Origin of the sequence: Bordetella tumbae (assembly GCF_965139195.1) — a bacterium.
Lineage (GTDB): Bacteria > Pseudomonadota > Gammaproteobacteria > Burkholderiales > Burkholderiaceae_B > Bordetella_A > Bordetella_A tumbae.
Window position 1 is genome coordinate 1 of the sequence record NZ_CBCSJH010000052.1, and the last position, 16,950, is coordinate 16,950.

The following is a 16,950-nucleotide window of genomic DNA, read 5'->3' on the forward strand; positions in this document are numbered from 1 at the left end:
GGGCAAACTCGCTCCGCTGCGCTCCACTCAAACATGCCCAGCCGACTTCCCCCCGCCTGACACACCAGGCTCGGCGGCCTCAACGGGTCGGCATCCCCTTTACACGGCAAACCCCGGCTCCGGTGTTTGGAATTCCACAATGCTCCTGCAGGGGCGGTCGTCGTGTGTCGGTGACATTTGAGTGGGCACCGGCGATGGTCGGCTAGCGTCAGCGGTCAGCCACTGTTGTGAGTTCCTGCCGGGGGCCAGAAAGCCGCACCGGGCCGTTGAGCNCGGATTTAGTCCGCGTAGCGGACCGAGCCCCCTGNTNATGGGGCGAGTCCGTGCGATAGGNCCGGTGCGGCTTTCNGGCNCCCGGCAGGAACGTCTAAATAGAGATCCCCTGCGCCTGTCTGGAACCATCTTCTCATGCCCGGATAGAGACTCTCTCCACCTGCCTGGACCAATCTCCCCCCTAATTCGCCGACAATCCCCCCGATCCCATAGTCAACCACCGGTAAAAAGGCTTTATCATTTTGCCCTTTAGCAATTTCGCATTCGCAGAATGCAGCAAAAGGGGCTCGCGATGAAGATAAAGGCGGGAATGCAGTGGACGCTAGGGGTAGCGTTGGCTGCGGCTGCTGCGTCCGGTGCATGGGCGCAGGACAAGGTCGTCAACGTTTACAACTGGGCGGAATACACGGCCCCGGACACGATTCCGGGGTTCGAGCGCGAGACGGGTATCAAGGTCCGCTACGACGTCTATGACAACAATGACACGCTGCAGGCCAAGCTGCTGACCGGGAAATCGGGCTACGACGTGGTCGTGCCGTCGACGCATTACGCCTCGCGTCAGATCCAGGGCGGCTTGTATCAAAAGCTGGACAAGTCCAAGATCCCCAACTGGTCGAATCTGGATCCCGACATCATGGCGCTGGTCGCTACGATCGATCCGGGTAATGAGCATGTGATTCCCTGGGGGTACGGCACCAACGGCCTCGGCTACAACGTTACCAAGGTCAAGCAGATCATGGGCGAGAACGCCGATCTGGCAAGCTGGGACATGTTGTTCAAGCCCGAAAACGCCGCCAAGCTGAAAGAATGCGGTATTTCCATGCTGGATGAGGCGGCGCAGGTGTTTCCTGCCGTGCTCAAATATTTGGGCAAAGACCCCAACAGCGAAAACGCCGACGATTACAAGGCCGCGCTGGATCTGTTGAAACAAATCCGCCCCTATATCCGCCAATTCAGTTCGTCGGGCTATATTGACGAGCTCGCGGTGGGCGATCTGTGCATGGTGTACGGTTTTTCGGGAGACGTGATGATCTCTCGCAAGCGTGCGCAAGACGCCAAGAAACCTTACGAAATCAACTATTTCATCCCCAAGGGCGGCGCGCCCGCGTGGTTCGATGTGATGGCTATTCCGAAAGACGCTCCTCATGTGGATGAGGCCCATGCCTTCATCAACTATATTGAGACGCCTAAGGTGCATGCGGCCATCACCAACACCATGTTCTATCCCAACGCCAACAAGGCCGCGCGGGAATTCGTGGTCAAGGATGTGGCCGAAAATCCGATGATTTATCCGCCGCCAGATGTTGCCAAGACACTGTATGTGATCAAGGCCCAGCCCATGAATATCCAGCGCCTGCAGACTCGCATGTGGGCGGAACTCAAGTCCGGACGATAGTGATCATGAGTGAAAGCCGTTACGCGGCGCAACATTCGGCAGACCCTGACGAGTTCGTCAAGGTCTCCGAATTGGTCAAGATTTTTGGCGACGTGGTCGCCGTGCGTTCGGTCAATCTGGCGGTCAAGCGCAATGAGATTTTTGCCTTGCTGGGCAGCTCCGGCTGCGGCAAGTCGACGTTGTTGCGCATGTTGGCGGGCTTTGAGGAGGCCACCTCGGGCCAGATCATGCTGGATGGCGAGGACATCACCAGTGTGCCGCCGTATCGGCGGCCGGTGAACATGATGTTCCAGTCGTATGCGCTGTTTCCTCATATGACGGTCGAAGCCAATGTGGCTTTTGGTCTGAAACAAGAGGGCGTGGACCGCGCGGAAATTCATGATCGCGTGTTCGAGGCGCTGAATCTGGTGCAGATGGCGGGCTATTCGCGCCGCAAGCCGCATCAATTGTCAGGCGGGCAACAGCAACGTGTCGCGCTGGCGCGCAGCCTGGTCAAGCGGCCGAAGCTGTTGTTGCTGGACGAGCCTATGTCTGCGCTGGATAAGCAGATCCGCCAAAAGACGCAGATCGAGCTGGTCAAGATTTTGGAGCAGGTCGGCGTGACTTGCATCATGGTGACGCACGATCAGGAAGAAGCCATGACCATGGCACATCGTCTGGCGGTCATGACCGAGGGTCAAATCGTGCAATGCGGCACGCCGCAGGATGTTTACGCGTTTCCGAATTCGCGCTTTGTGGCGGGCTTTATCGGTTCGACCAACTTGTTGACCGGCACGATTGTGGTGGATGAGCCCGATCATGTCGCGATCGAGTGCGCGGAGCTGACGCGTCCGCTTTATGTCAGCCATGGGGTGAGCGAACCGCTGGGTATGGAGGTTCACGTGTCTATCCGGCCGGAGCGGCTGGTGGTCTCGCGTGCTCAACCCGAGGGCGACTATAACTGGGCGCATGGCATGGTCAGCCATATGGCCTGGATGGGCAGCTACGCGCTGTATCAGATACGTCTGGACTCCGGCAAAGTCGTCGAGGCGAGCGTGCCCAGTCTGCAATTGGCCCTGATCGACGCGCCGGGCATTGACGAGGAGATCTACGTCAGTTGGAGCGCCGACAGCGCGACGGTGCTGGCGTCATGAAGCTGCCTGCACTACGCGACTTGATCCCGTCGGGGCGTACGCTGGCGATCGTGCCGCCGTATCTCTGGCTGGCGCTGTTTCTGCTGGTGCCGTTTTTTTTGGTGCTCAAAATCAGCTTTGCCGAGCTGCAGTTTGGCATCCCCCCGTATACGGCGCTGACGGAGTTCAAAGACGAGGCGGTGCAGTTCAGTCTGCATCTGGCGGGCTATATCCGGCTATTCACCGACAGCCTGTATTTGGACACATATCTGAGTTCGCTGAAGATGGCGGCCATCACGACGGTGTGCTGTGTACTGATCGGCTATCCGATGGCGTACTACATCGCGCGATCGTCGCCCTCGATACGCAATCTCCTGCTGTTGGGCGTGATTCTGCCGTTCTGGACGTCGCTGTTGCTGCGCGTCTATGCCTGGGTCGGCATTCTGCGTAATGATGGCTTGCTGAATAAGTTCTTGATGAGCATCGGGCTGATTTCCAGTCCGCTGGAAATTTATCGCACGGATCTGGCGGTCTACATCGGCTTGGTCTACGCGTATTTGCCGTTCTTTATCTTGCCTTTGTATGCCAATCTGGTGAAGATGGATTTGCGTTTGCTGGAGGCCGCCTACGATCTGGGCGCGCGCCCGTGGCAGGCCTTCTGGCGCATCACGGTGCCGCTGTCGCGTCCGGGGGTGATAGCCGGCGCCATGTTGGTGTTCATTCCGTCGGTAGGGGAATACGTCATTCCAGAAATGCTGGGTGGCGCCGATACCCTGATGATGGGGCGCGTGATGTGGAACGAGTTCTTCAATAATGCAGACTGGCCGATGGCGTCGGCGGTGACTTGCGTCATGGTGCTGCTGTTGCTGGTGCCGCTCGCGTTATTCCAGTACAGCCAGGTACGTCAACAAGACATGGCGACGCGGGGGCAAGCATGAAGGGGCCCAATAAAACGGCGCGCGGTTTGGCGTTGGGACTGGGTTACTTCTTTTTGTATGTGCCCATTCTCAGCTTGATGGTGTTTTCGTTCAACGACTCGCCGTTGGTCACGTCATGGAGCGGTTTTTCGTTCCGTTGGTATCACGCGTTGTTCAGCGACAGCGCGTTGCTGCGTGCGGCGTGGCTGTCGTTCAAGATCGCGGCATTGACGGCGACAGCGGCGGTGATCATCGGTACCTGGGCGGGCTATGTGCTGGGACGCATGGGACGGTTTCGCGGCTTTACCCTGTATTTAGGGATGCTCAGCGCGCCGCTGGTGATTCCCGAGGTCGTGCTGGGCATTTCGCTGCTGTTGATGTTTGTGGAAATGCGGGGACTGCTGGGCTGGCCGGCGGAAAATGGCACCTTTACCATCTGGGTAGGCCATGTCACGCTCTGCGTGGCGTATGTGGCGGTGGTGATCCAGGCTCGGATCCGCGATCTGGACCGCTCGCTTGAGGAGGCCGCGCTGGATCTGGGGGCGACGCCGTTGACGGTGTTTTTCCGGATTACGCTGCCTTTGATTGCGCCGGCCTTGATATCGGCCTGGTTGTTGTCGTTTACCCTCTCGTTGGATGACGTCGTGCTGGCGTCGTTTCTGTCGGGGCCTGGTTCGACGACCCTGCCTATGGAAGTGTTTTCGCGCGTACGGTTGGGACTCAAGCCCGAAGTGAACGCGCTGGCCACCCTGTTTATCCTGGCGGTGGGCATCTGCGTGATCGTGCTCAACCGTCTGCAACAGCGTAAGGAATCAGATTCAAAATGAAGCATCAGACAACGCTATACGGCTTGAACAAATGCAGCACTTGCGTCAAGGCGCGCGATTGGTTGTCGGCGCATGGTGTGGCGCACGAGTTCATCGATTACCGTGATCATCCCGTGCCCGCCGCCACACTGAAGGCCTGGGCAGGCAAGGTCGGTGGTTGGGAAAAACTGGTCAACCGTACCTCCATGACCTGGCGCGCCCTGTCTGATGAACGCAAGGCCGCGCAAACCGATGCCGAGTGGACGAAGCTCATTGCCGAGTATCCGGCCTTGGTGCGCCGTCCTGTGACGGTGACTGCCGATGGCGAAGTCACGGTCGGGTTCTCGGAAAAGCGCTACGGCGAGCGCTTTGCCTGACGATGGCAAAAGGTCCCGGGCCGGCGCTGCCCGACCATTTTTTTGATCGCGACCCCAGCCAGCTGGCGCGCGAATTGCTGGGCAAGGTCATCAGGCGCCGTCTGGACGGTTTGTGGCTGTCGGCGCGTATCATCGAAACCGAGGCGTATTACCTGACGGAAAAGGGCAGTCATGCCTCGCTGGGCTACACGCACAAGCGCCGCGCTTTGTTCATGGATGGCGGCACGGTGTACATGTATTACGCACGCGGCGGCGATTCGTTGAATTTCAGCGCAGGCGGGCCGGGCAATGCCGTGCTGATCAAGTCGGCGTATCCGTGGTCCGATGTCGTGTCTGGACCTGAGTCGTTGGCGCGTATGCAGGCACTGAATCCAGATGCCAAGGGACAGCCTCGGCCACCGGGCCGTCTGTGCGCAGGGCAAACGTTGCTATGCCGTGCGCTGGGCCTGAAAGTCCCCGAATGGGACGCACAGCGTTTCGATCCCAAGACCTTTTTTGTGGAAGACATCGGTCAATCGCCCGATCGTTTGATCAGCACGGCTCGCCTGGGTATTCCCGCGGGCCGGGACGAGCATTTGCGTTATCGCTATGTTGACCCGGTTTATGCGGCGTTTTGCACGCGTAATCCATTGCGTCGCGGGCAGGCGCCGCATCGCGACTATGACTGGATGGATCGCTACGGCGTGATCGTGCCCTGAGTCGCGGTCTGGGCTTCGTCGTATTGGCGTTGAATGCGAGCCCGCCATTCGGTGTATTTGCGGCGCATGCGCATTTTGTTCAACCGTTTGCTCCAGGCATACAACGGGATCAACGGCAGCACGCCGAATCCATCGATCAGATACATCCCTTTTTTGCCGTCGGCATTGTTGCCCAGCGCAATGTTTTTGGCAGAGAGGTCGCTGATGACGATATGCGCATCAATCAGGTCATCGAAAAAGGCGTCCAATTGATCGCTCAAGGTGGGAGAGATCCCCTCGCGGGCAATGATGGTGGCTAGCGTGGGGGCCAGCTGGCCATTGTCGTCGGTGATTTTTTCCACCAGTTGACCGAGCCCCAGTGTGGTTTGCGCCAGGCCGACCACGCGCGACATGGGGACGTTCCACACGCCCGACGGGACTGTCGTGGTGGTGACGTATTCAGAGAGCTCGTTCAGATAGACGCGATAGGCGCTTTCACGTTGGAACTGCTTGTAAAAGCGCTTGAGCGGCTTGCGTTCCAGATAGGCCGCGTAGGCGTCCATGTTGATGACCTTGATCAGCAACGCGGGTTCATGCGGATGCTGAAAGACGTAGCGGTCCGCGCCTCTGGCCAGTACCTGTGCGTGAGACAGGTCCAGAGGGCCGAACACGGCAGTAAAGCTGTTCGAGCGTATACAGGAGGTGTCTGCGGCGACGGGGGCAGGCAGGAGATCGGACTGTCTGGCGCCGTTCAAGGCATCCAGGGTAGAAAAATTTTGTTGCACAACGATGTTGGCGAATATTCTTTATGTTTCAGAATTGTCGAAGTTAAGCGGAATTTTCGCAACCTGAGGTTGCACTGGTGCCGATGGTCAGCCTCGGGCAAGAGCGATGCCGCACAGAGGAGGGGGCGTGGTGTAGGGGAGGCATATGCCTCGGATCTATAGCCTGGGATAGTGTTGTTCCCAGCCTACAATAGCGCTTTCAGGAGATTGCCCTTGATCGATGCTTTTCCGTGGGCGCAAGCCTTGCCTTGGATGACCGTGGCGGCCACTCTGGCCGCCTTAGTGAGTCTATTGATTCTAGTGCGCCTCTGGTTACGATCGCCTGAAGACTCGCACATCGATACCCTGATGGACGGCTTGGATCGCCTGGAGCGCGCGTTACGCGCGGATCTGGACGAAAGCCAACGGGGGCTGCGTACAGAGTTTGCCGAATCGACCCGTGGCTTGCGTACGGAGCTGGCGCAAGGCCAGGAATCATTGCGCGCCGCGTTGTCGCGCGACGCGCAGGCTGCGCGCGCCGAATATGCCGACTCCCTGGCACGGTTTTCGGCCCAATTCAGCGAAAGGCTGGAGGGCCTGGTGGCCTTGAATGACCGGCGTATGCAGGATGTGCGTCAGACGGTGGATCAGCGCTTGCAGGCTTTACAGGCAGACAACGGCGCGCGGCTGGATGAAATGCGGCGGACCGTCGATGAAAAACTGCATGCCACGCTGGAGCAGCGGCTCGGCGAGTCGTTCAAACTCGTGTCGGATCGACTGGATGCGGTGCACAAGGGATTGGGGGAAATGCAGTCGTTGGCTGCCGGCGTCGGCGATCTGAAGCGCGTGCTGACCAATGTGAAATCGCGCGGCACCTGGGGCGAGGTGCAGCTGGCCCGTTTGATTCAGGACGTCATGACGCCCGATCAATACGCCAGCAACGTCAAAACGGTGCCGGGCAGCGACGCGGTGGTAGAGTTCGCCATTCGGTTGCCAGGGCGCGCTGCAGGGGATGAGCCGGTGTGGCTGCCGATCGATGCCAAATTCCCCAAGGAAGAATACGAGCGCTTGATGGATGCTTACGACGCCGTGGATTCCGAAGGCGAACGTGCAGCGGGGGCGGCCCTGGCGCGAGCCGTGGAATTGCAGGCGCGCCAGATCGCTGCCAAATATGTGGCGCCACCGCATACGACTGATTTTGCGATCATGTTTTTACCGACAGAAGGCCTCTATGCCGAGGTTCTGCGCCGCCCCGGCTTGTTGGATAAATTGCAGAGTTTGCGTGTGAACGTGGCGGGACCGAGCAACCTGGCCGCGATGCTCAATAGCCTGCAGATGGGATTTCGCACGCTGGCGATCGAACAGCGCTCCTCCGAAGTTTGGCAGGTACTGCGTGCAGTGAAAACCGAGTTCGCGAAGTTCGGCGAGTCCTTGGCCAGTGTGAAAAAGACCTTGGATACGGCCAGCAGCAAATTGGGGCAGACGGAGGTGCGTACCCGGGCGATGCTGCGCAACCTGAAGACTGTCGAGGCCTTGCCCGACGAGGATGCGCAGCGGGTGCTGGGTGATGAGGGGTAAGTCGTCAATCGTGGTTGATGACGAACTGCACCTTTCCTGCCTGGCCTGATGTTGCTATGTCAAAGGCGGCTTCGTATTCGTGCAACGGAAACTCATGCGTGACGATGCGATCGAGCGCCGGAATCAGTGCAGGCAGCAGATCAATGGTGTCTTGCCACGTAGTGCGCAGGTGTCGTCCGTAGATACCTCGCACGGCGATTTCTCGCAGGATGACATGACGTGAAAGATCCAGGCCGATGTTGCCGTTCGGCAGGCCGGCCAGCAGCAGGGTGCCTCCGGGCCGGATAGCGGCCAACGCAGAGGCTATCCCTGCCTGGTTTCCGCTGGTGTCGATCGCTGCATCGACGCCACCATCACTGGGGTTTAATCTCATCAGCCGTTCATTGGCGTCGTCTGCGCTGGAATCGATGAGCGTGTCTGCGCCGACGGACTGCGCGAGCTGTAAACGCTGATGAGAGAGATCGGTCGCGATGATGTGTGTGGTACCGGTGGCTTTGGCGGCGGCGATGGCCAACAGGCCGATAGGTCCGCACCCGACGACGAGCAACTGTCCTGATCGTGCCTGTGATTCTCGAACGGCTCGCACACCGATGCCTAGAGGCTCCATGAGACAGGCATATTTGTGGTGAAGATCGGCCGGCAGAACACGCAGTAATTCCGACGGAACGATCGCATATTCGGCAAATGCACCGCAATCGAGGCGGCTGAATACCCGTAGATTCAGGCAGGTGTGGCCGCGGTCCGCGGCACATTGACTGCAGTGGCCACAGGGCAGATGCGTCTCGGCGGCGACTTTGTCCCCCGGTTTCATGTCGTGTACCTCATTGCCTCGATCGATGACAATGCCGCTGAATTCGTGCCCGAGCGCGAACGGAGGTTTGTAGCTTTTCGCGGCCCAGGCATTCCATCCGATGATGTGCAAATCCGTGCCGCAGATGGCCGCGCGGCTGATGCGCACCAGGACTTCGTTCGTCGCTAGAGCACGAAGCTGCCGGCGCGCCAGAGCAACGCCTCCGGGCATGGGTCGCTCTTTCATCAGGATCGGGTAACCCATGGGGAGGCTGAGCATGATGTCATTGCTCCTTGATGTTGGCGAACTCGGCGACGCGTTCCCAGACCTCGGCATCGTCGCGAATCTGAGTGGCCATGTCTTCGGAGGTGCCTGTCGATACGGTGGCGCCCAGGTCCTCTAGCCGGCTTTTTATCTCGGGCCGTTTGAGTGTGCGCTGCATGGCGTCATAGAGCGTGGCCTGGATGTCTTTAGGCAGGCCCGCAGGTGCCATGATGCCGTTCCAGAAGTCAGGTGCGTAGTCCTTGACGCCCAGTTCGTTAAAGGTGGGCAAGTCGGGTAATTGGGGACTGCGCGTTGCTGCCGCCAGACCGATAGGAGTGAGCTGCTTGGATTTTATGAAGGACATGGCCGAGGGCAGGGCGTCGAGCAAAATCGGCACTTGCCCGGCAACCACATCGCTCAATGCAGGGCCTGACCCGCGGTACGGAATGTGTGTGATGTTCAGGCCCGTCATCATTTTGAACTGCTCCATGGCCAGGTTCGTGGCGCCGCCCGCCCCTGAGCTGCCATAACTGTAGCGTCCGGGATTGGCCTGGAGGATCTGCATGAACTTCGGGTACGTGTTGCCTTCGAATTTGGGGTTGACCACAATCACGCCGGGAAAGCTCGAGAGCTTTGCGATCGGCGTGAAATCCTTGGTGATGTCGTAGTCCAGTTTTTTCACTGCACCGTTCGTGCCATGCGTACTGACATTCATCAGGCCAATGGTGTAGCCATCGGGCGTTGCGCGTGCCAGTTCCAGCGCACCGATCGAGCCGCCGGCGCCGCCACGATTGACCACGACGATAGGCTGTTTCAGCTCTTTGGATAGGCCTTCGGCAAAGATTCGTCCGACCACGTCTGTGGTGCCGCCGGGGGCGAACGGGATCACCAGTCGTATCGGGCCTGTCGGGTAGGCGGCTTGTGCCAGAGCGCTGCCGCCCAGCGTTGACAAAGCCATCGCCAGTCCCGTTATCAGCACCTTTCTGCGGGTGGGTTGCAACAGTTTCATTATGTCTCCTCCTGTGAAGCCTGCGTGATTGATTACACGGGGCGGTCGCCTTTTTGGACTTTTAGTGTGCGGTTATCGACTGCGGGCAGCATGCGGGCGGGATCGCGTGTCACGACGATGTCGATGACGGTGGGGCTCTCGCGATTCGCGAATCCTCTTTCGAATGCGCTGACCAATTGCTCGGGGTCTTCGACGCGGATACCCAGGCATCCCATGTGATTGGCAATATCCGCGTAGTTCATTTCATGCAGGTCTGACGACTGGTAGTTGCCTGCGCCGTAGACTGAGTGCTGCAGCGCCTTGACGTAGCCCGAGGCAGCGTTGTTAAAGACGCATAAAACGAAATTGGCGCCCAGGCGTTTGGCGGTTTCCATTTCGCCCATGGTCATGTTGAACCCGCCGTCGCCGGTCAGTGCGACGACGACACGTTCTGCGCCGACGCCGATCTTGGCGCCCATGCCACCAGGTACGCCGTAGCCGATGGAGGCGAATCCCCGGTCAGCGACAAAGTGCCGGCCAGCTTGTTTGGTGTCGAACAGCAGGGCTCCCCAATGTGCGGCAAAGCCTCCATCGGCCACCAGGACAGCGTCTTTGGGCAGGATCCGGTTGAGTTCGCCCAGGATGCGGCCGATGTTGACAGGAGTTTCTTTGGAGGTGGTGCGATCCTTGGCCGTCTCGTTCCATTGGGCCAGTTTTACCGGGACCTCAGCCAGGTACTCGGCGCGTTGTGCCCGGCGTGAATCCCCATTGCCGAGCGCGCTGGCAATGTCTTCGAGAGCGAGGCGTGCATCGCCTACCAAGGCGACATCGGCCTTGGTGGTGCGGCCGATTTCCTCTGCTACGACATCGATATGGATGAGCGGCGTGGCAGGGGGAATGATGGTGAATCGCTTGGTCGCCACCTCGCCTAATTTGCAGCCCACGACGATGAGGCAGTCGGACGAGGCGATCAGCTCATTGGCGATGCGGTCGTATCGTCCAAACACGCCTGCCGACAGTGGGTCTGTGCAGGCAATGGCGCCTTTGCCGCTCATCGTGTGCGCGACGGGAATGCCTTCGCTGCGGGCCAGCGCGAGCAGGGCTTCGTGTGCTTGAGAGATATGGACGCCGCCGCCCGCCAGAATGAGCGGGCGCCTGGCATTGCCGATCAGCGCAACGGCTCGCGCGAGATCGTCGCCTGCGGGGCGGGTGCGGCGTGACTGAAAGGTCGCGGTCGCGGGATCGGTGAACAGATCAGCGTCGTCGAACGTATGCTCGCCGTGAGAGATGTCTTCAGGAATGGCGATCACTACCGGACCGGGACGGCCCGAGGTCGCTACCGCAAAGGCGCGCCGCACGTGCTCGGGGATGCGTTGGATGGCTTCGACTCGGATGACTTCTTTGCACACGGGACGCAGGACTTCCAGTTGCCGGGCCTCCTGAGTCATGTTTTTCCAGGCATGATCGCGATGCGCATCGGCGACGATCGCGACGATGGGGATGCCGGCATTGAGCGACTCGGCCAGGCCTGTGACGAGATTGGTCGCCCCTGGCCCTAGCGTTGCGTCCACGATGCCGACGCGATTCGTGACGCGAGCGTAGGCGTCTGCGGCAAATACGCCGCAGCGTTCATCGTTGATCAAGGTGTGCCGCAGTCCGAGCGCCCGGCAGGCTTCGTAAAAGGGCAGCAATTGAAATCCACCCATTCCGAATAAAGGGCCGACTTCATATCGTTTCAGCATCTCTGCTACCGCTGCGCCACCACTCAAGTGGTGTTTTTGTGTCGTCATCTGTGTCTCCGTTGTTAGGTTTAATCGTGAGATAGCTGTAGTGCGAATGTCTGAGCGGTCATGCCTAACGAGGCGCCTGCCTCAATGGCAGTGCGATTCAGCGCCGATATCACGCCCGTGCGATAACTGGACTGCGCGTCGCCGATACGGGCGGTCCAGGCGCTGACGCAGGCTGCGGCAATGCCTCGTTCATCCAAGGCAGGCAGCCTCGACGTACCAGCCTGATCTATCCCGACGGCTGCATCGTTGAACACGATGGCGCGGACATCAACGCGCACGGCAGAGCCTGGATCATCGCCAAGCAAGCCTCCATGCGATCCGCAGATGACGATCTTTCCTGCATCTGTCGCGGTGATGAGCGAGTTGGAGTCGACCAGCGTGACCTCGCCGCCGTTGGATAAGCGCACGACACTGCGGTGTTCGGCGTCAGCGTGGGCGATGTCCGTCTCGAGCGGCCCCGGGGAAGCCCGGCAGGCCAGGGTTTCCAGCGCGTGACGGCATGTGTCTCCTATCACGACGCCCAGGCGTGCCGCGATGGCGTTGGCGTGGGAAATACGCCCGCGTTGATGACCGTCTTGGCCATTTCCGATACGGGCCGACAGATGGCCGATGGTGGCTGCAGGGATTCCGGCCGCTTCGAGAATGGGCAATGCGGCAACGCCGGCCTGTTCCAGGCCGACCCCTGCGTCACATAGGATGACGCCCCGCAATCCCATTGATAAGGCGAGCGAGCCGCAATAGCTGCCCCCGTGTGAGGCGCAGTACGCCACGGTGTCGTGAGTGTGCGGAGGGACTTGCGTGATGCTGTCGAAAATCAGTATATTCATTTATGTTCCGTTTAACGGAATAAATGGTCTGTTAAATGAAAGTATAGAGAGGCTGGTGGATAATTTCAATATGGAACACACAACAGGCAAGCCAACAGGGACACCTCACAGATGAAGGAATCAGCCACACAAGCGGAACTCGGGGGCGCGGAGCGCGGAGGGGAACATCAGAATTTGCGCCGCATGAGCCTGGCGCTCGATGCGCTTGCGCGCGCGCCGCAGGGATTGCGCTTGGCAGAGATTGTCAGCTTGACCAAGCTGGGCAAGACGACTGCTCATCGTCTGATGACCGGGCTGCAAGAGTTCGGGTGGGTGGAGTATGTGGAAGAGGACGGCAGCTATCAGTTGGGCTTTCGGCCATTGACACTGGCGTTGGCGGCCGCCGATCGGTATGGCCTGGGCCGCTTGGCCGCGGCACGCTTGCAGCGGATTGCCGATGACACCGAAGACACGGTGTATCTGAGCTTGCGCTCAGGGCTGGAGTCGATTTGCGTTGCGCGCTACGAAGGTGATTTTCCGGTCAAGACCCTGACCCTCTCTGTGGGGGCACGCCGGCCATTGGGGGTGGGAGCAGGCAGTCTGGCGCTGCTGGCTTTTCAAGATGAACAGACCATGCTGAACATTATTGACCGGACATCAGAGGCGCGCGCGCGGTATCACTTCAGTGACGCGACGCTGCAGAAATTGGTAGCCGATGCGCAAGCGCGCGGTTACGCATTGAACGACGGCATGCTCGTGAGCGGGATGAGTGCAGTCGGCGTTCCTATTCGTTCGTCGGCTGGGGTTCCCGTGGCGGCGATCAGTGTGGCCGCGATTTCGTCTCGTCTATCGGGTGATCGGCAGCATGAAGTTGCGCGCCGTTTGCAAGATGCTGTGACAGAGATTGAGTCTTCATGGCAAAGCGCGTTGGACCTGACAACATTGGGAGTATAAAAAGGGAAGTGATCGCCACGATCGCGCCACATCGAGGAGGCCCGTATGTCGACGTTTCAGACGCATATTGTCGGGAATCAGGTAGCGCCGCTGCAGGATTATTCCTTGTACGACACGGATATCGTGTTGCGGCAGGCGGTGCAGCGAGAGGGGGCGGCCGCGTGGGATGCCGCGTTGCGCGAGCACGGTGCGTGGCTGGGACGTGCCCACACATTAGAGGCGGGGGAGCAGGCGAATCGCTACTCGCCGCGTTGGGTGGGATACGACCGCAATGGTCATCGTGTTGATCAGGTGGAATTCAATGTGGCTTGGCATGAGTTGTTGTCGGGCATTGTGGCGCGGGGCTTGCATAGCCATGCCTGGCAGGCGCCCGCCACGCAATCCGCGCACGCACAGGCATCGGCGCGATTAGGTCGTCAGGTCGCGCGTGCTGCAGCTTACTTGATGCAGGGGCAGGTCGAGGCAGGTACGTTATGTCCGACGACGATGACGTTTGCGGCCGTGCCCTTGCTGCAAAACGAGCCGGCTGGAGCGATCGATTTTGCCCAGCAATGGCTGCCTGCATTGTTCTCCCATGAGTATGATCCCGCCGACGCGCCTATCTCGGCCAAGCGTGGCGCGTTGATCGGAATGGGGTTGACCGAAAAACAAGGCGGATCCGATCTACGCGCCATTACGACCCAGGCTGTGGCGCAGGGCGCGGAGGGGCGCGGCCAGGTATATCGATTGACGGGGCATAAATGGTTTCTTTCTGTGCCGCACGCGGATGCGCATCTGGTGTTGGCAGATACGGATGCGGGGCCAGGGTGTTTTTTTGTTCCGCGCTGGATTCCCGATGGGCCGCGCAATGAAGTGCGTATCCGTCGTTTGAAAGACAAGCTGGGCAATCGCAGCAATGCGAGCGGCGAGGTGGAGTTCGAACAGGCCTGGGGCATGCTGATGGGCGAGCCTGGACGCGGGCTGCCGTTGTTGTTGCAGATGGCTGCGACCACCCGTCTGGATTGTGTACTGGGCAGCGCGGCGCTGTTGCGCCAGGCTGTGGTGCAGGCGGCGCATCATGCGCAATACCGGCAGGTGTTTGGCCAACCTCTGGCGGCACAGCCCTTGATGCGTCAGGTGTTGGCGGATCTGGCCCTCGAAAGCGAGGCGGCAATGGTCTGGGCGATGCGTCTGGCGCGCGCGGTCGATCAGCGTGGCGACGAGACGGTGGGAGCCAACGCGCGAGCCTTGGTGCGCGTGGGGACCCCCGCTGCCAAGCTCTGGGTATGCAAGCGTGCCATCAATGCGATCGCGGAATGCATGGAGATCTGGGGCGGCAATGGCTATATCGAGGATGGCCCTTTGGCACGGCTATATCGCGAATCGCCGGTGAATTCGATCTGGGAAGGATCGGGGAACATCATGGCGTTGGACGTGTTGCGCGCGTTGCAGCGTGATGTCGAGGGGCTGGCGATGTTGCGGGCGGAACTGGATCTCGCGCGCGGCGCATGGCCGGCTTATGATCACGCTTTGGACGTGTGGCTGATGCAGGTGTCGGATCAGTTGCCCCAGGCTGCGACGGGATCGGCGCGGGCGGCAGTGGATGCCGTACAGGCCATTGATCCTGCTCAGGCGCGGCATGTGGCGGCGGGGCTGGCGCGATTGTGGCAGGCGGCGCTGCTGATTCAAACGGCGCCAGCGGCGGTGGCAGATGCGTTTGTGGCCAGCCGGCTCGTGCAGCCAGGTGGAATCGTCGGCGAATTGCCCGCCGGGCTGGATGTAGACGCGATTTTGGCGCGGGCCTGGCCGGGTATCTGCTAAATTGCTGCGCTGGCATCCCAGGTCGGATATGCGATCAGATGTGGGATATCGGCTTTTATTGACTTTTCGCGTGCTCCGGCGCGCTAGCGCACTATGCTTACTCAGCAAGAACTTAAGCAACAGGCCGCCGATGCGGCGCTGGCTCTGATTGAACCTCTGGTCGGCCCTGACGTCATCATCGGCGTGGGAACGGGATCGACCGCCGATCTTTTCATCGACGGCCTGGCCAGGTTTCGAGGGCGGTTGGGCGGTACCGTGGCCAGCTCCGAGCGCAGTGCCGCCCGCCTGGCGGGGCATGGGCTCAAGGTGCTGGACCTGAACGACGTGACCACCATGCCCGTCTATGTGGATGGGGCTGACGAGATCGACGGCCGCTTGCACATGATCAAAGGCGGCGGCGCGGCTCACACGCGCGAGAAAATCGTGGCGTCGGTAGCCGAGCAGTTCATCTGCATTGCCGACGAATCCAAACTGGTCGAGCGCCTGGGGCGTTTCCCCTTGCCGGTCGAGGTGATTCCGATGGCGCGCGAGTCGGTGGCACGTTCGCTGATTGCGCTGGGCGGTCAGCCCCAGCTGCGCGAAGGGGTTACGACGGATAACGGAAACATCATCCTGGATGTGTCGGGTTTGCAGATTGATGATGCGCCGAATCTGGAACTCATCGTGAACAATCTGGCGGGTGTGGTGACTTGCGGGCTGTTCGCACGCGTGGGGGCGCATATTGCGTTGTTAGCCACGCAGAACGGCATTCGGCGGCTTGAGCGATCCTGAGGTTTTGCCGCTTGCCCAGCGGCGCAGCCGGATTAATAATCTTGTCATAATTAAGTCATAACCTTGCGGGTCGGCAGGCCCATCACGCATTGCGCATTAAAGGGTAACGCCATGATCAAACCTACGCAGGGAGTCCGGATGACGGAGCACACTAACAAGCAATTCGACGCCGATCTGGAAAGCGTCCGTTCGCAGTTTTTGCAGATGGGCGGCGTGGTCGAGGCCATGATCCAGGAATCGGTCGACGCGGTCCCTACGGGCGACATGGATTTGGTCGAAAAGGTGCGCGAGCGCGAAAAGCAGGTCAACCGCTTTGAGGTCGAGATCGATGAGCGTATCGGCCTGATTCTGGCGCGCCATCAGCCGACGGCGATTGATTTGCGCACGTTGCTGGCCGTGTCCAAGATGCTGACGGACATGGAGCGTTGCGGCGACGAGGCTGAAAAAATCGCCAATACCGTTCGACGCATGTATGAGGCCGATCAACGCTTTATGCCGGTCATCGAGATACGCCATATGGCTGCCAGCGTGGGCCGTATGCTGCACGACGTGCTGGACTCGTTTGCCCGTCTGGATCCTGTGTTGGCTGCCCAGGTCGTTCGCAATGACAAAGAAGTCGATCGCGAATGGAAGGGCGCGCTGCGCAATCTGATCACCTACATGATGGAAGACCCGCGCACGATTTCGCGCGCCATCGATATGGTGTTCATCGCACGGGCGCTGGAACGCATTGGCGATCACGCCAAAAACATGGCCGAGCGCGTGATTTATCTGGTCAGGGGGGCGGATGTCCGCCATACCGGCGCTAAAAACGCCGAACGTCAGGCGCGCGGCGAGGTAGAGGCCGAGACCACGGAATCGAACGGCGAGGCGTGAGCCGCGCCGCG

The 16,950-nt window shown here is 59.9% G+C and carries 16 protein-coding genes; 11 read left to right on the forward strand and 5 right to left on the reverse strand.

Features of this window, described 5'->3' with window-relative positions:
- Window positions 1–565 precede the first annotated feature (565 nt).
- From ACNA0J_RS27585 to ACNA0J_RS27610, 6 genes are read left to right on the forward strand one after another with little or no spacing between them, the layout of a single operon-like run.
- On the forward strand, window positions 566–1,669 hold the full coding sequence (locus tag ACNA0J_RS27585; protein ID WP_415822131.1) for a polyamine ABC transporter substrate-binding protein: 1,104 nt from the start codon (window positions 566–568) through the stop codon (window positions 1,667–1,669).
- A gap of 5 nt (window positions 1,670–1,674) precedes the next feature.
- Window positions 1,675–2,802, forward strand: coding sequence for an ABC transporter ATP-binding protein (locus ACNA0J_RS27590; protein WP_415822133.1), 1,128 nt, complete (start codon window positions 1,675–1,677; stop codon window positions 2,800–2,802).
- Window positions 2,799–3,719 (forward strand): ABC transporter permease subunit, encoded by a 921-nt coding sequence (locus ACNA0J_RS27595; RefSeq protein WP_415808922.1) that lies wholly within the window; start codon window positions 2,799–2,801, stop codon window positions 3,717–3,719. The genes ACNA0J_RS27590 and ACNA0J_RS27595 overlap by 4 nt, the downstream gene beginning before the upstream one ends.
- A complete protein-coding gene (locus ACNA0J_RS27600) occupies window positions 3,716–4,525 on the forward strand; it encodes an ABC transporter permease subunit (RefSeq protein WP_415822134.1) in 810 nt (269 codons plus the stop codon). The genes ACNA0J_RS27595 and ACNA0J_RS27600 overlap by 4 nt, the downstream gene beginning before the upstream one ends.
- Window positions 4,522–4,881: an arsenate reductase gene (locus tag ACNA0J_RS27605; RefSeq protein ID WP_415822136.1), complete on the forward strand. Its 360-nt coding sequence runs from the start codon at window positions 4,522–4,524 to the stop codon at window positions 4,879–4,881. Before ACNA0J_RS27600 ends, ACNA0J_RS27605 begins: the two co-directional genes overlap by 4 nt.
- A gap of 2 nt (window positions 4,882–4,883) precedes the next feature.
- Window positions 4,884–5,579, forward strand: a complete 696-nt coding sequence (locus tag ACNA0J_RS27610) for a DNA-3-methyladenine glycosylase (protein WP_415822137.1) — start codon at window positions 4,884–4,886, stop codon at window positions 5,577–5,579.
- Here the strand turns inward: ACNA0J_RS27610 and ACNA0J_RS27615 are convergent.
- Window positions 5,558–6,253, reverse strand: coding sequence for a YrbL family protein (locus tag ACNA0J_RS27615; protein WP_415822153.1), 696 nt, complete (start codon window positions 6,251–6,253; stop codon window positions 5,558–5,560). The genes ACNA0J_RS27610 and ACNA0J_RS27615 overlap by 22 nt on opposite strands.
- Window positions 6,254–6,595: 342 nt before the next feature.
- Between ACNA0J_RS27615 and ACNA0J_RS27620 the strand changes: the two genes are divergently transcribed.
- Window positions 6,596–7,900, forward strand: coding sequence for a DNA recombination protein RmuC (locus ACNA0J_RS27620; RefSeq protein WP_415822155.1), 1,305 nt, complete (start codon window positions 6,596–6,598; stop codon window positions 7,898–7,900).
- 4 nt (window positions 7,901–7,904) lie between these two features.
- Here the strand turns inward: ACNA0J_RS27620 and ACNA0J_RS27625 are convergent, their stop codons facing one another.
- Genes ACNA0J_RS27625 through ACNA0J_RS27640 form a run of 4 tightly spaced genes read right to left on the reverse strand, consistent with a single transcriptional unit; the run spans window position 7,905 to window position 12,559 of the window.
- Window positions 7,905–8,969 carry a zinc-binding dehydrogenase gene (locus ACNA0J_RS27625; RefSeq protein WP_415822138.1) on the reverse strand — a complete coding sequence of 355 codons (1,065 nt, stop codon included), beginning with the start codon at window positions 8,967–8,969 and terminating at the stop codon, window positions 7,905–7,907.
- Window positions 8,970–8,973: 4 nt separating this feature from the next.
- On the reverse strand, window positions 8,974–9,963 hold the full coding sequence (locus tag ACNA0J_RS27630) for a Bug family tripartite tricarboxylate transporter substrate binding protein (RefSeq protein WP_415822140.1): 990 nt from the start codon (window positions 9,961–9,963) through the stop codon (window positions 8,974–8,976).
- Window positions 9,964–9,995: 32 nt separating this feature from the next.
- Window positions 9,996–11,732 carry a thiamine pyrophosphate-binding protein gene (locus tag ACNA0J_RS27635; RefSeq protein WP_415822141.1) on the reverse strand — a complete coding sequence of 579 codons (1,737 nt, stop codon included), beginning with the start codon at window positions 11,730–11,732 and terminating at the stop codon, window positions 9,996–9,998.
- A 20-nt stretch (window positions 11,733–11,752) separates the two neighbouring features.
- Window positions 11,753–12,559, reverse strand: a complete 807-nt coding sequence (locus ACNA0J_RS27640; protein WP_415822142.1) for a hypothetical protein — start codon at window positions 12,557–12,559, stop codon at window positions 11,753–11,755.
- A gap of 111 nt (window positions 12,560–12,670) precedes the next feature.
- Between ACNA0J_RS27640 and ACNA0J_RS27645 the strand changes: the two genes are divergently transcribed.
- From ACNA0J_RS27645 to phoU, 4 genes are all read left to right on the forward strand, one after another.
- Window positions 12,671–13,492, forward strand: a complete 822-nt coding sequence (locus ACNA0J_RS27645) for an IclR family transcriptional regulator (protein WP_415822143.1) — start codon at window positions 12,671–12,673, stop codon at window positions 13,490–13,492.
- Between the two features lie 45 nt (window positions 13,493–13,537).
- Window positions 13,538–15,292 carry an acyl-CoA dehydrogenase family protein gene (locus ACNA0J_RS27650; RefSeq protein WP_415822144.1) on the forward strand — a complete coding sequence of 585 codons (1,755 nt, stop codon included), beginning with the start codon at window positions 13,538–13,540 and terminating at the stop codon, window positions 15,290–15,292.
- Between the two features lie 93 nt (window positions 15,293–15,385).
- Window positions 15,386–16,063, forward strand: coding sequence for a ribose-5-phosphate isomerase RpiA (gene rpiA, locus ACNA0J_RS27655; RefSeq protein ID WP_415822145.1), 678 nt, complete (start codon window positions 15,386–15,388; stop codon window positions 16,061–16,063).
- A 138-nt stretch (window positions 16,064–16,201) separates the two neighbouring features.
- Window positions 16,202–16,939 carry a phosphate signaling complex protein PhoU gene (phoU, locus tag ACNA0J_RS27660; protein ID WP_415822146.1) on the forward strand — a complete coding sequence of 246 codons (738 nt, stop codon included), beginning with the start codon at window positions 16,202–16,204 and terminating at the stop codon, window positions 16,937–16,939.
- Window positions 16,940–16,950: the final 11 nt, after the last annotated feature.